Origin of the sequence: Trinickia soli (assembly GCF_002879855.1) — a bacterium.
Lineage (GTDB): Bacteria > Pseudomonadota > Gammaproteobacteria > Burkholderiales > Burkholderiaceae > Trinickia > Trinickia soli.
This window is the reverse complement of record NZ_PNYB01000006.1, coordinates 1-13,460: the sequence shown is the minus strand read 5'-3', so window position 1 is coordinate 13,460 and position 13,460 is coordinate 1. Positions and strand designations below refer to the sequence as shown.

Sequence of the window (13,460 nt, the reverse complement as noted above, 5' to 3'; positions counted from 1 at the left end):
CCCGGGGGTTGGGGGCCTCCGGCCGACGGCCGACGGTGTGTGGCGGTCGGATTATTCCGGCTGGCCGCGCGCGCGCAGCAATTCGGTGAGGCTGCGCGACGCGGGCTTGAGCGGCGTGCGATGCTGCGTCCACCCCATCTGCCGTGACGGCGCAAACGCTGCGAAGCGCGTCGCTGCCCAGCGGAAAAAACGGTAGACGCGCGGATGCGCGAACGCCCCGCGCCAGAACCGCCAGACGATTTGCTCGGCCGCGCTGTGGTTCGCGCCTTGTCCTCGCAACGGGTGCGCTACAGCTTCGCCGGGGGCGCGGTTCGCTTCCGTGCGCAGGCGGATCAGCAATTGCGGAATCGGAATGCGCACGGGACACACTTCACCACACGCCCCGCACAGCGAGGACGCGGTCGGCAGGTCCGCGGTTGCGTCGAGTCCGAGCAGGTGCGGCGAGATGATCTTGCCGATCGGACCGGGATAGGTCGTCCCGTAGGCATGTCCGCCGATGCGCGTATAGACGGGGCAGTGATTCATGCATGCGCCGCAGCGAATGCATTGCAGCGTCGCGCGCAACTGCTCGTCGGCGTAGGCTTGCGTGCGGCCGTTGTCGAGCAGCACGACGTGCATCTCGCGCGGCCCGTCTTGCTCGCCTTCGCGACGCGGCCCCGAAATCAGGTTGAAGTAGGTGGTGATCGCCTGCCCCGTTGCCGAGCGCGTGAGCAAGCTGGAGAGCGGCACGATGTGTTCGAGCTTCGGCACGACCTTCTCGATGCCCATGAGCGCGATATGCACGTCGGGCACCGTTGTCGAAAGCCGGCCGTTGCCTTCGTTTTCGACGAGCCACAACGTGCCGGTATCGGCCGCCGCGAAGTTCACGCCCGATAAGCCGATGTCGGCCTCGACGAAGGCATGACGCAGCGCGCGCCGCCCCGTTTGCAGCAATTCGTCGACGTCCTCGGTGTAAGTCGCATCGGCGATCCGCGCTTCGAACAGGCGCGCGATATCGCGTTTGGTCTTGTGAATCGCAGGCATGACGATGTGAGACGGCTTCTCATCGGCAAGCTGAACGATGAACTCGCCGAGATCGGATTCGGTGCATGTCACGCCATGTTCGGCAAGGTAATCGTTGAGCTCGATCTCCTCGCTCGCCATCGATTTGCCTTTGATGATTCGTTTCGCGCGATGCGCTTGCGCAATTTCGAGCACGATGGCGTTCGCCTCGGCGGGAGTGTCGGCCCAATGCACATGGACGCCGCGCGCGGCCAGCTTGGCCTCCAATTGTTGCAGCAGCTCGGGCAGGCGTGCGAGCGCATGCTGACGGATCGCTTCGCCAAGGTCGCGCAGCGCTTCGCGTTCTGCATCGTCGGGAAACTGACTGGCGCGTTTCGTTTGCAGGAAATCCATCGCGCCGCGAAAGCTTGCACGCAGATCGGGATCGTCGAGCGCGGCGCGTGCGCGCGCTTTGAAGTCGCCCGGCGGTACGAAGTGAAGCGCTTGCGTAGTCATCGTCAGGCTCCTTGCTGTTCGTCGGTGACGATAACGACCCACAACCGACGCGGACCGTGAGCGCCGTAGGCGAGGGTCTGCTGAATGTCGGACGTTTTCGACGGGCCCGAGACGAGCACGAGGTTGGTTGGCATGCCGTCGCCCCAGCGTTCCATGCGGGCTGCGCTATGCAAATCGCGGTGGAGCGTATTGGCGTGGACGAGGGCGATGTGCAGCGGCGGAGCGAGCGACATCGTCCGGGGCGAGCCTCGGTCGGGGCACAGGACGAGCGTGCCGGTCGAAGCGATGCCTGATCGGGCGACAGTGAAGCCGGCTTCGACCGTATCGAACAGTTCGGACTTCCATTGCTCGATAGGGCGCGCGAACGCGAGCGGTTCGACGGCGGCCGGCAACGCAGCGGCCAGCGCGGCGCCTTCGGTGCGCCCGGTGTCGACCAGCAGGCGCCGCACGCCGGCTTGCGCGATTCGTTGCGCGAGTTCGGCGGGCCAGTCGGCTGCGTTCGCGCGCCACACTTCGGCGTGCGATGCGACCAACGCGGCTTCGAAAGCGTCGATACGCTGCACGTCGGTAGCGTCGCGCAGCGCGGCCCATCGAGCGTAGTGTTCGTCGATGTGTCGATCGATCGATGCGTCGTCGTCGATCTGCTGCGTGGTCGTGGCCGAACGCAGCCGCCCAAGAATCCGCTCGCGTGCGCCGATCATGGTTGACGATCCTCGATCGAAACTGCTGCATCTTGTGGTCGGTGCGGTCTCGGCGCTTCATCGGCGTTTCGCGTGCTTGTCCCCGCGATCGCATCGCCGCGCGCGGGCCGAGCGTCGCCGCCCGTGCGCCGCCACAGGAAAGTGGCCAGATGTTCGACGGCAAGCGGCGAACCCTGATGCTCGGCCGCATGGCCGATGTTGAGCAGGCAACCACAGTCGGCCGACACGAGCCGCTCGCATCCCGTCGCACAGGCCGAAGCCACTTTGTCGTGCACCATGGCGCCCGAGATGTCGGGATGCTTGAGCGAGAACGTGCCGCCGAAGCCGCAGCATTCCGACTCGCGTTCATGCTCGACGCGCGTTACGCCAGGCAACGAATCGACCAGTGCGATCCCATGCAGACGCGTGCCCATTTCGCGCCGCGCCGCGCACGACGTGTGCAAAACGACGCGCTCTTCACCGGGCGCGCCAGCGTCGGCAGTTGGGAGCGACGCGTCGCCATAGTCAACTTCGAGCACGTGAACGAGAAATTCGGCGAGTTCGAAGACGCGCTCTGCCAAGTCCACCGCTTTGCGCTGATCGGCCGGATGATCGGTGAACAATTGCGGCCAGTGATGGCGCATCATGCCGGCGCACGAACCCGAGGGCACGACGATGGGCCACGGTTGATCGAACAGATCCAATTGCGCCCGCGCGACATCGCGCGCCTGCTTGGGGTTGCCGCTGCTGTACGCGGGCTGGCCGCAACAGCTTTGCCCCTTCGGAAAATGGACGGTGAGCCCTTCGCGTTCGAGCAGACGTACGGCATCCAGCCCGGCTTGCGGACAGAACAGATCGACGAGGCAGGTGGCGAACAGATAGACGTGCGTCGGTCGACGCGTGGGGTAGTGCCGTTGCGACATGTCTCTCTCCTGGGCCATTCGAGGCGCGGCGAATCGGTGATCCGGTGCTCGCGGCGATGGCAGCGTCGGTGCATAATCGCCGCATCCGCCGCGCGGACGCAAATTGGTTGGACCAATGTCTGCGAATGCGGGGCCTGGGTCGGACTGGATGAGACGGGAGCAGTGATGGCGGAAATCGGAGCGACGCGCTCACGCGTGGAGGCGACGATGCGGCGGCTCGAAACGGCTCTGCTCGGCGGCACATGCGCCGCGGGAACGCACCTGCCGGCCGAGCGCGTGCTGGCGGAACAGTTTGGCGTCTCGCGCAATACCGTGCGTGAGGCAATCCAACGCTTGGCGGCACGCGGGCTTTTGCACAGTCGCCGCGGGGCCGGGGTCTATGTGACCGATCGCTTGCGCACGAGCGTGGCCTCGCCTTGGGGCGAGCTCGTCAGCGATCATCCTGCGCTGCGCGAAGACATCCTCGAATTTCGCCGCGTGCTCGAAGGCGCGACGGCTTACTTCGCCGCGATGCGGGCGACGAGGCAGGAGCAGAAGGCCATCGCCGCTCTACTGCGAACGCTCGAGACGGCACGTCGCGCCGACGACAAGGCGGCCGAGGCGCAGGCCGATGCCAAGTTGCACGAAGCGATTGCGAAGGCGTCGCACAACGCGATGTTTTTGCATTTGCACGCGGGCGTCCTGGGCGTGCTGCGCGAACACATTACGGCGAGCGGTACGGGTCTGCGCGAGCACGAAGACGGCGCCGCGGAAGTGTTGCTTCAACAACATCGCGTGCTCTGCGAAGCGATCTGCTCGCGCCGGCCGGAGGAGGCGCGCACGGCGATGCAGGCCCATATCGACTTCGTGCGCAGCAAAGTGGGCGAGGGGCGCCCCCGCTAGTTCGACGAACAGGCGACCGGGACGACAGCGCGCGGCTGGTTGGACCAACGCAGCAGAATCGGGAAGGCGATGCATCCGGCCGTCGTGACGACCGCGATGAACGCCGCGAGTGCCGACACGGTACCGGGCATGGCGGCGATGAGGTAGATCGCGAGCGAGCCGGCGATGAGATGCATCGCACCCATGAGCCCGGAAGCGGCTCCTGCGTTATCGGGAAAGCTCGTGACGCCGCCTGCGAACGACAGCGGGATGAGAAACCCGTTGGCGAGCGTGACGATCGAGATCGCGAGGATCATCGGCAGCGGCGACATGCCGCCGAGCCAGCCGGCCAGGAGCAGACTTGCCGCGCCCGTTGCCAGGATGGCGAAGCCGACGCCGAGCAGCCGATCGATGCGATGCGTCTTGGCGAAATGGCGGGACGTGAGATTGCCGAAGATATAGGTGACCGACAGGCTGATGTAGCAGTAGCTGATGGCCTTCGTCGACAGTCCCATGTTGACGAGAATCACGGGTGACGCGGCGAGGTAGCCGAGGTAGGCCGCGTAGCCGACGCAGAGATTGAGCGCGTACGACCAGAACCGCGGCTGTGCGAGCAACATCGGATAGCTGCGGAAGGTGCGGGCGACGTTGTTGTGGCGGCTCGACTTCGGCGCAGTCTCGGGAATGTAGGCGGCCAGCAGCACGACGGCCAAAACGCCCAGCGCGGCCGTGAACAGAAACGGCGCGCGCCACGAAACATAGGTGGTGATATATCCGCCGAGCAGCGGCGAGAGTGCCGGCGATGCACCGACGATCGGCATGATCGTCGTGAATGTGCGGGCCGCGGTCTTCGCGTCGAAGATATCGCTGACGATCGCGCGGCCGATCACCATGCCGGCGCCCGCACCCAGTGCCTGGACGATGCGCGCGAGGCCGAAGGCCGTGACGTTGGGTGCGAGCGAGCATGCGACCGAGGCGACCGTATAGAGCAGCATGCCGCCGATGACGAGACGCCGTCGCCCATAAGCATCCGAGAGCGGGCCATAGAGCGCCTGCGCTACGGCGAGTCCGACGATATACACGCTGAACGTGTGTTGCAACGCCGAGATCGGCGTGCCGAAGGCGTGGGCGGCGAGCGGCATGCCCGGCAGATTGATGTCGGACGCGACGAGTCCGCTCGCGCTGAGCAGCACGAGCGTCACGAGTAAGACGCCGTGGGCAACGGCAAAGCGTGGTTGGTTCATTTCAGGCTTTCCTTGTTATGCATGACCGATGACGGCGGCGGCTCCGGCTCCGGCCGCCATCTTGTCCTTGAGCCACCTCGCACCGCCATGACAGTGGCGGTGCAACGAATTCAGCTGAAAGCTTATCGGCTGGATATAATGCCGTCCAAGACTTAATTAGTCATAGATGATGCAATAAAGGACATAACAATGGAGCTGCAGCAGTTGCGGTATTTCGTGGCCGTCGCGGAGACCGAGCATGTCGCGCGCGCGGCGGAGCGGCTGCACATTTCGCAGTCGCCGTTGTCGCGTCAGATTCGCCAACTCGAAGACCATCTCGGCTTGCAGTTGTTCGAGCGCATCAAGCAGCGCGTGCGTCTGACGCCGGCCGGGCGCGACTTCCTGGTGCAGGCGCGCGATTTGTTGAGCCAGGCCGAACGGATGGAAGAGCGGGCGCGGCAAGTGGGCAAGGGCGAGGCATGTGCGTTGTCGATCGGCTATTGCGAAGGGATCATCCACAACGGCCGTCTGCCCGCGGCGCTGCGCCGTTTTCGGTCGGCGCATCCGCGCGTGTCCTTGAAGCTGGCTGCAATGCGTTCGGGCGAGCAAATCGAGGCGCTGGAGCGGTCGCTGATCGATGTTGCATTGGTCTATAACCTGCCTCAGCCGAGCGAATCGCTGCAGAGCCGGTTGCTGACCAGCGAGCCGTTCGTCCTCGCGCTCGCGGACGATCACCCGCTGGCCAAACGTGCGACTGTGAATGCGAAAGACCTCGACGGCATGCCATGGATCGCATTGCCGAAGTCGATCAATCCGGCGGCGCGCGAACGGTTTTTGGCGGCGTGCGCATCGTGCGGTTTTACGCCCGATATTCAATTCGAAGTCGCCCAGGTGTCGACGACACTCGGACTCGTCAGTGCCGGACTCGGGGTTGCGATCATGCAGTCGAGCATGCGGCGCATGAGTCCGCCCGGCGTCGTGTTCAAGCCGATGGACTGGTTGCCGCTCACGGTCGAGATACACCTGCTCTGGCGCACTCATGCGCAGACGGCGGGTGTGCGGCATTTCATGCGGGCGTTGGAGGAGACGGGGGTGGTGGTCGATCCGCTTCCAACCTTGCATGTGATTCGCTAAGGGTTGGGCGCGTGACTGCGCGCAACGTGGTCGACGGCCTGCCGGAACCGGTGGAGGTCGCTCTGCGCGAGGTTCCGGAGGTCAAGCGCCGGATTCTCGAGCAGGCCGAGTTCGACCGCATCTTCGACGAGTTGGCGCCGACGGAGGATCCGATGGGCGTCAAGCTCACCGTGCCGCGGCATCAGCGCGGCCACTTTGCGCGGTACCTGCCGCCAGCAAGTCACACTTTCAGTGAAGGCACCCGATTGAACCACGGTTGTGCTTCTTCGAGTTGAGCTGCAAGCCGAAATAGCACGGCTTCCTGCGACGGACCAGCCATAAAATGGACACCAAGCGGCAAACTGTCGGCCGTCCAATGCAATGGCACGGACATCGCAGGTGTCCCAGTGAGATTTGCTAATTCGGTGAACGGGACATGCATCAAGGTGTCGAGAACCTTTTGCTTCAGCTTTGACGTTTTCAACAACGTTCTCGACAGGCCGATCGATTGTAAAAAATCCACGACAATCTGCTCACGCCTCGGTGTCGCATTCGTTCCCGTCAGCGACGGAGGATAGGCAACCGTCGGTGTCATATAGACGTCGTACGTTGCAAGGAATTCGTTGGTAATCCGCTGATAGTCTTGCCATCGGGATAGGCTCGTGACGTACTCATCGGCACGAATAGCTTGGCCGAAACGAGCCATTAACCATGTGTCCGGCTCGAATCCATCTTTGCCGCATCCCGTCATTTCCTGGGTCTTTGTGACGAAATGGGCGGCGTTCGCATACATCATTGTCATCACGTCGTCATACATCTGATCCCAGTTTATTCTCGGCTCGCGGACCTCCACATAATGTCCCATGGACTCGAGAAGTTTCGCGGTGTTGTTGACCGCAAGAGTGGCCTCCGAAGATATTTCTGTTCCGAGTGGGGATCGTGAGGAAAATGCTATACGGAGCCGGCCAGGGGAGGTGCCGACTTCTTCGAGATACGGGCGCTCAGGTGGATGGAGATGGAACGAAGCCGGCAATTCCTTGCCATGGCTTGCATCGAGCATAGCTGCGCTGTCTCTCACGCTTCGGGTCAGTACGTGATTCACGGCAGCGCCGTGCATCATTTCGCCCTGTTCGGGTCCCCACGGCGTTCGGCCGCGGCCAGGCTTGAAGCCGAATAGTCCGCACGCGGATGCCGGAATACGGATCGACCCGCCGACATCGTTTCCTCCCGCCATCGGCACGATACCCGCTGCGATGGCGGCGGCAGACCCGCCGGAGCTTCCACCTGGTGATCGCTGGAGATCCCATGGGTTATTCGTGGGGCCGAACAGCAAAGGCTCGGTGATCGGGGGCAAGCCAAACTCGGGCGTGTTGGTCTGGCCAAACATGACGATACCGCTCTTTAGCCATCGCGCAGTGATCTCCGCATGTCGGTCCGGATATATGCCCGAGCGGAAGATGCCTCGGCAGCCTTGGGCCGACATCACCCCAGCATGCTGCTGCTGCAGATTTTTCGACAGGAAGGGGACACCTGAAAACGGGCCTGCCAGTGTTTCGCGAGCGCGCTCGCGGGCGAGTTTGTCCATGCGGACAACTATGGCATTGATGCTTGGGTCTATGGCATCCGCGCGCGCTATAGCAATCTCGAGAAGTTCCGCAGGCGACGTTTGCCGGGTGGCAACGAGGTTGGCCAAACCAAGGGCATCGTATTGTCGATACTCGGAAAAATCCATTCTTGTTTCCCGCCTTCACGCTCATCCGAAATAATGGCCTATGGTTTACTAGGAGGTGTGGAACTCGATGCAACAATCTTGGATTTCGCAATAGTACCAACCCAGCGATCACCTTTTCCCGTAAAACTTTGGCGTCGTAAAGCACTTCGTCGGCCGGTTCGGCGAGCTTCTTCGGCTCCAGGGGCACCTATTTCCTGATGAAAAAATAAGTTCGTCATCGCTTTCGGAGCCGCTGGTCCAAATTGGCCGCGCCAGCCGCATCGGATGCATTCGTCCCCGCTCTAGCTTCCCTGGGCGAGACCGGATTCGGACACGGCGAGCAGCGACTGAATCTTTTCGGTTACGAGTTCGGCCCACTGGCGGTACTGACGGGGTCCCGGGTGAAACCTGTCCTGCGCCATGTCTTCCGGGCGCGCGGCCCAGTCCAGCGAAACGTAGCGCATCATCGAATCTTGTTCGGTCCACTCGCGCAATGCTTGGTCCAACTGGATTGCGTAGCGGCCGAGGTACCAGCGCAGAGGATGAGGCGCGGCGGGAAGAATGCGTAATGGCGGCAGCCCGGTGACGACTAGCCCAACGGCACCTGTGCGTCCGCGGAGCATATCAGCGAGTGCAACGTAATCGTGTAGAAACTGAGTGGGCCGCCGCTGCGAAGTGACATCGTTCGTGCCGAGTGCCGTTACCAGATAGTCAGCGGGGCACAGCTGACTGTGTTTCAAAAACTCTAGTGCTTCGCGCGTGTTGACGCCGGACTTGGCGACCAGTTGCCACGCGACGCGCTTGCCGGTTCTCGCGGTCAACAGCTTTGCTACCGGCTGTGCCAACGCGTGGGCCTGCTCGCTGACCCCCACGCCGGCTGCCGAGGAGTCACCGACGACCAAGATGCGCAACGGCTCCCCCGGGGAGTCACTTTCCCCTTCGACACCTTTGCGTGGGCCGGCGGCTTCCGGCAAGCGAAGTGCAGTCCGTCGTAACCATCGGGCCTGCGCCAGCAAAATCGGACCCAGTGCGGCCTTATATACGTTCAGCATCGAACAGCGCTATGAGAAAGAGTAAGGCCGCCCATCATAGCTGACTAAAAGAAACTATTTGGTTTCGGCCAGGAACTGGACGGCAGCCGTGATGCCGCGACTTTGTCGCGCAAGATCTTGCGATGCGTTTGCTTCTGCGTGAAGACGAGCTGCGCATTGACATTGTTCGATTGAAGGATTTGCGCATGCTGAACCGGTACTTCCTCATCGTGCTGGTCGTGAATCAACAAGATGGGCTGGTCGTAGGAACGAATCAGGAGCGTCGGTGCTATGCGCTCCCAACTCCACGTGTTTTGATACTTCAATTGGCGCCGTGCACACTTCCGCATGCAGCCGCATGGGCCGAATTCGTCGTTGCGAAAGCTGGCGTTCATCGGGCCAACGATAGTGAGGCCGGATCGGCTGGGGCTGTGCTAGTCCTGTTATTTGGAACGTCGCATGCAGGGAGTCTGGTCCGCCGCGCTTATCAGGATATTCAGTTGACGAGCCTGCGGACTCGATGACCGCGCCGCCATCTGCTCGGTGCCGTGGCGAGTTGGCTGCGACAGCGGGAAGTACAACGCAAGGTGGCTGGCGCAGGGCGGTACACAGGACATATGCGGTCGTCCCACCCGCCGCCGGCCGCGTCGACATGGACCGGCATTGATTGATGCAGCCCGAAAATGCCTACACCGTGCCTACACGGCGCCAGAAACGACAAAGGGTTACAGCGCGAGAAGCACTGTAACCCTTTGATTTTTCTTGGTAGGCCGTACTGGATTCGAACCAGTGACCAACGGATTAAAAGTCCGCTGCTCTACCAGCTGAGCTAACGACCCGAAGAGGCGAGAGTATAGCGGGGCTGATATGGCTCGTCAATACTGCGCTGGCGCGCCAACCCCCATCCCTCAGTTCACTTCGTCTGCGCGAGCTTCTGTTGCGCAGTTTGCGCAACGTCCGATCCGCTGTACTGCGAAACGATCTGCTGCAACGTCTTGCGAGCGGCAGCCTTTTGGCCTTGCTCCAATTGGTTGTTCGCGATCGCCAGCAGCGCTTCCGGTGCGCGCGGGTGCTGCGGGTAGTTCTTCACGATGCCTTGCCAAACGGCCGTCGAGCCCTTGTAGTCGCGCAGTGCGTACAACGCGTTGCCGAGCCAGTACTGCGCCGTCGGCTGGTAGGGGCTTTGCGGATACTTGGCGATGAAGTCGCGAAACGCCGCAGCGGCGCCTTTGTAGTCGCCGCTGCGAAACTGCTGCGACGCCGCGTTGAACGCCTCCGTCTCACCGGGCTGCACGGTGCCCTGGACGCCGTCGACCGTCTGCTGCTGCGGCTCGAATTTCTTCAGGCGCGTGTCCAGATCGGTGTAGTAGTCCTTTTGCTGTTTCTGCAACGTCGTGACCTGGTTCGTCAGATCCTCGTTCTGCCCGCGCAGCGTCGCGACCTGCTGGTTCAGCTGGTCGATGCGCCCCTGCTGGTCGAGCAGCGTGCGCTGCGCCGCCGACAGTTGGGTCGTGAGGTTGTCGGTCTTCGCGCGCAAGTCAAGAATCGCTTGGCGCGCCTGGTCGTCGTCGAACAGACCCGCGTGCGCCGGCCCGGCGACAAGCGCCGAGGCGGCTACGCATGCGGCTGCGGTGCCTCGCAGCCAGGAGAAACGGTGCGTCATACGCGTTGTCATCCGTTACGAATTACTGATAGACGATGTCCGCGCGGCGGTTTTGCGCCCACGAAGCTTCGTCGTGACCCGTCGCCAGCGGCTTTTCCTTGCCGAGGCTGACGGCTTCGATTTGCGAATCCTGCACGCCCAGCGTTTCCAGGCCTTGCTTGACCGCTTCCGCACGCTTCTGGCCCAACGCGAGGTTGTACTCGCTCGTGCCGCGCTCGTCGGTGTTGCCTTGGATCAGGATGTGGCGTTGCGGATGGCTCTTCAGGTAGTTCGCGTGCGATTGCAGCAGGCTTTGGTATTCGGGCTTGACCGAGTAGCTGTCGAAGTCGAAGTACACGCTACGCTTCGCGAGCGGGCTGTTCGGGTTGTTCAGCTCGTCGACCGTCACCGGCGCGACCGCGTTCGGGCTCGGTTGCGTGCCGACCGCTCCCTGGTTCGCGTTCTCGTTGAGCTTCGTGCCCGAATGGCAGGCAGCCAATGCGCCGACCAGCATCACCGCAAACGCCATACGAAGTTTGGACATCATTTTTTACTCTCCTTGTGTGTCATTGCATAAATGGGCCCCAGGACGGCTCACGCACGCTGCCGCCCTGAACGGACAGGATTTGCCGGGTCCGACCATCGGTCGAAACTGCGGCCAGCACGCCACGGCCGTTCACCTGAGTGGCGTAAAGAATGTACTGACCGTTCGCCGCAAAGCTCGGCGATTCGTCATGTGTCGTGTCGGTCAGCGCCGTGGCGACGCCGGTCTCGAGATCCTGCACGTAAAGCTTGAACGCACCGCCGACGCGCGAGATATAGGCGAGTTGCTTGCCGTCCGGGCTCACGCGCGGGCTCGTGTTGTAGTTGCCCGTGAACGTGACACGCTGCGCCGCGCCCGCGCGTTCGCCCGCCGCCGGCATCTTGTAGATCTGCGGTTGGCCGCCACGGTCGCTCGTGAAATAGATCCACTGGCCATCGGGAGAGTAGAAGGGCTCGGTGTCGATCGACGTGCTTTGCGACAAGCGACGCAAGCCGCCGCCGTTCGCGTTCACGGCCCAGATCTGGGTATTGCCCGTGCGCGACAGCGCAACGGCGACCGTGCGGCCGTCGGGCGACCAGGCCGGCGCGCTGTTGTTGCCTTTCTGGTCGGAGATGATGACGCGGCGGCCCGTGGGCAGATCGTGAATGTAGACGATCGGCTTACGCTTTTCGAACGAGACGTACGCGACCTTCGTGCCGTCGGGTGACCACGCCGGCGAGATGATCGGCTCCGGGCTCGACAGTGCGACGTGCGCGTCCTGCCCGTCGGAATCGGAGATCTGCAATTGATAACGGTTGCCGACCTTGATCACGTACGACAGCCGCGTCGCGAATACGCCGCGCGTGCCGAGCAGCTTTTGATAGATGTAGTCGGAAATCTTGTGGGCTGTCAAACGCAGGCTGTCTTGCGGCGTCGTGAACGACAAACCGCCGAGGCTTTGCCCTTTGACCGTGTCGTACAGGCGGAAGCGGACGTCGTATTGACCGTTCGCCGCACGTGTCACGCTGCCTGCCACGAACGCATTCGCGCCTTTGGCCTTCCAGGCGCCCAAATCGACGGAATCGGTTTCCGAGACGGGCGCGGAACCGGCGTCGATGTTGGTGAACTTGCCGCTGCGCTGCAAGTCCTGGCGAACGATCTCGCTGACCGACTGCGGGGCGCTCGTTTCACCGGCAAAGTTCGCCGTCGAGATCGGATACTGTGTGGAGCCGACGCCCGTCACAAGCACATTGAGCTGCGCGTGTGCCGCCCCGGCGGCCGCGATCAGGCAAGATGCCAGCAAAGTCCTCAAGCCCGGTTTCGTCATCAAACTCATGCTGAAAATCCCATAAAACGAAAAGATGGCACGACAGCCAAGAGACTGCGCGATGCATGAATTGTTCCTGATCGGCCCGTTTTCGTCGCGATTTGCATGCTCTTGCCTGTCATTTGCTTCATCCGCCGGCCGGCCGCAACGTAATGAGGAACGAGGCCGGCGCTTTTCCGTTGAGGTCGACCGGCATCGGATTAGACGCATTGACCGCGTTCAGGGCGGCCGTGTCCCACTGCGGATTTCCGCTGCTCTTTTGGACCGAAGCGGACAGCAACTGGCCGTCGGGCGCGCAATGCACGGAGATGACCGTTTCGAGCCCCTCGGTCGCGCCGCCCCAAATGATATGAGGACGCACGATCCGCCGCACCTTGTCCGCATATCCGGGGGATGCGGCCGTGCCGCCCGAGCCGCTGCCCGTGCCGCTCTTGGCGAGGCCATTCCCGCTTTCGCTTTGGCCCGCCATGCCTTGCAGCTGCGCGAGCCGCGCGCGCCGCTCCTGCTCGAGCTGCTGCTTCTGCTTCGCTTGCTGTTGCGCCAATGCCTTCGCCTTGGCCGCCTTTTCCTGAGCGGCTTTGTCCGCCTCCGCCTTTTGCTGGGCTTCGAGTTGCTGTTGTTTCAGCTGCGCCTGCTTCTGCTGCTGGGCCTGTTGCTGGGCCTGTTGCTCGCGCAGCTTCGCCGCTTGCGCCTGCTGTTGCTTGAGCTTTTCGGCGGCGGCCTTTTGCGCGGCGAGGCGTGCCGCTTGTTCGCGGGCAGCCTGCTCCTGCTGCTCCTGAAGCGCCTTTTGGCGCTGCTGCTCGGCGAGCTGCGCGGCGCGTTGAGCGGCCTCCTGCTCCTTACGCTTCTTCTCCTGCAGCGCGATGTCGGCCTGCTCCTGATCGACGGGGGGAGGCGGCTGCACGCGTACGGGCGGCGCGGGAGGAGGA

General features: G+C 62.9%; 14 protein-coding genes, 1 tRNA gene and 1 pseudogene. 4 read left to right on the top strand and 12 right to left on the bottom strand.

The genetic code is table 11. The features are described 5' to 3' along the window. Positions 1 to 51 precede the first annotated feature (51 nt). From C0Z19_RS08540 to C0Z19_RS08530, 3 genes are read right to left on the bottom strand one after another with little or no spacing between them, the layout of a single operon-like run. Positions 52 to 1,497, bottom strand: coding sequence for a LutB/LldF family L-lactate oxidation iron-sulfur protein (locus tag C0Z19_RS08540; RefSeq protein WP_102609386.1), 1,446 nt, complete (start codon positions 1,495 to 1,497; stop codon positions 52 to 54). A gap of 2 nt (positions 1,498 to 1,499) precedes the next feature. Further along, positions 1,500 to 2,198, bottom strand: coding sequence for a LutC/YkgG family protein (locus C0Z19_RS08535; RefSeq protein WP_175083925.1), 699 nt, complete (start codon positions 2,196 to 2,198; stop codon positions 1,500 to 1,502). After that, on the bottom strand, positions 2,195 to 3,100 hold the full coding sequence (locus C0Z19_RS08530) for a (Fe-S)-binding protein (RefSeq protein WP_102609385.1): 906 nt from the start codon (positions 3,098 to 3,100) through the stop codon (positions 2,195 to 2,197). Before C0Z19_RS08530 ends, C0Z19_RS08535 begins: the two co-directional genes overlap by 4 nt. 165 nt (positions 3,101 to 3,265) lie before the next feature. Between C0Z19_RS08530 and C0Z19_RS08525 the strand changes: the two genes are divergently transcribed. Further along, positions 3,266 to 3,982, top strand: a complete 717-nt coding sequence (locus C0Z19_RS08525; RefSeq protein ID WP_233196062.1) for a FadR/GntR family transcriptional regulator — start codon at positions 3,266 to 3,268, stop codon at positions 3,980 to 3,982. Here the strand turns inward: C0Z19_RS08525 and C0Z19_RS08520 are convergent. After that, a complete protein-coding gene (locus C0Z19_RS08520; RefSeq protein ID WP_102609384.1) occupies positions 3,979 to 5,205 on the bottom strand; it encodes a multidrug effflux MFS transporter in 1,227 nt (408 codons plus the stop codon). The two genes, C0Z19_RS08525 and C0Z19_RS08520, sit on opposite strands and share 4 nt — an antisense overlap. A 189-nt stretch (positions 5,206 to 5,394) precedes the next feature. Between C0Z19_RS08520 and C0Z19_RS08515 the strand changes: the two genes are divergently transcribed. Further along, positions 5,395 to 6,318 (top strand): LysR substrate-binding domain-containing protein, encoded by a 924-nt coding sequence (locus C0Z19_RS08515; RefSeq protein ID WP_102609383.1) that lies wholly within the window; start codon positions 5,395 to 5,397, stop codon positions 6,316 to 6,318. A gap of 11 nt (positions 6,319 to 6,329) precedes the next feature. Continuing rightward, on the top strand, positions 6,330 to 6,593 hold the full coding sequence (locus C0Z19_RS27925) for a hypothetical protein (RefSeq protein WP_146012024.1): 264 nt from the start codon (positions 6,330 to 6,332) through the stop codon (positions 6,591 to 6,593). Here the strand turns inward: C0Z19_RS27925 and C0Z19_RS08505 are convergent. The 3 genes from C0Z19_RS08505 to C0Z19_RS08495 form a co-directional block, all read right to left on the bottom strand. Further along, positions 6,539 to 8,029: an amidase gene (locus C0Z19_RS08505; RefSeq protein ID WP_102609381.1), complete on the bottom strand. Its 1,491-nt coding sequence runs from the start codon at positions 8,027 to 8,029 to the stop codon at positions 6,539 to 6,541. The genes C0Z19_RS27925 and C0Z19_RS08505 overlap by 55 nt on opposite strands. 281 nt (positions 8,030 to 8,310) lie before the next feature. Continuing rightward, entirely contained in the window at positions 8,311 to 9,060 is a 750-nt protein-coding gene (locus C0Z19_RS08500; RefSeq protein WP_102609380.1) for an SGNH/GDSL hydrolase family protein, read from the bottom strand. A gap of 44 nt (positions 9,061 to 9,104) precedes the next feature. Then, a complete protein-coding gene (locus C0Z19_RS08495; protein WP_102609379.1) occupies positions 9,105 to 9,389 on the bottom strand; it encodes an alpha/beta hydrolase in 285 nt (94 codons plus the stop codon). Between C0Z19_RS08495 and C0Z19_RS29215 the strand changes: the two are divergent. Next, positions 9,364 to 9,477: pseudogene (locus C0Z19_RS29215) on the top strand (AcrVA2 family anti-CRISPR protein); the annotation flags it as partial. The gene C0Z19_RS08495 and the pseudogene C0Z19_RS29215 sit on opposite strands and share 26 nt — an antisense overlap. 325 nt (positions 9,478 to 9,802) lie before the next feature. On the opposite strand, the gene C0Z19_RS08490 reads toward C0Z19_RS29215, so the two are convergent. The 5 genes from C0Z19_RS08490 to tolA all read right to left on the bottom strand — a co-directional run. Beyond that, a tRNA-Lys gene (locus tag C0Z19_RS08490) sits at positions 9,803 to 9,878 on the bottom strand. Between the two features lie 74 nt (positions 9,879 to 9,952). Next, on the bottom strand, positions 9,953 to 10,702 hold the full coding sequence (gene ybgF / locus C0Z19_RS08485; protein ID WP_102609378.1) for a tol-pal system protein YbgF: 750 nt from the start codon (positions 10,700 to 10,702) through the stop codon (positions 9,953 to 9,955). A gap of 22 nt (positions 10,703 to 10,724) precedes the next feature. Then, entirely contained in the window at positions 10,725 to 11,228 is a 504-nt protein-coding gene (gene pal, locus C0Z19_RS08480) for a peptidoglycan-associated lipoprotein Pal (protein WP_102609377.1), read from the bottom strand. Between the two features lie 19 nt (positions 11,229 to 11,247). After that, a complete protein-coding gene (gene tolB, locus C0Z19_RS08475) occupies positions 11,248 to 12,540 on the bottom strand; it encodes a Tol-Pal system beta propeller repeat protein TolB (RefSeq protein ID WP_102609376.1) in 1,293 nt (430 codons plus the stop codon). Between the two features lie 118 nt (positions 12,541 to 12,658). Then, positions 12,659 to 13,460: cell envelope integrity protein TolA (gene tolA / locus C0Z19_RS08470; protein WP_102609375.1), on the bottom strand; the 802-nt coding region annotated here is incomplete at its 5' end.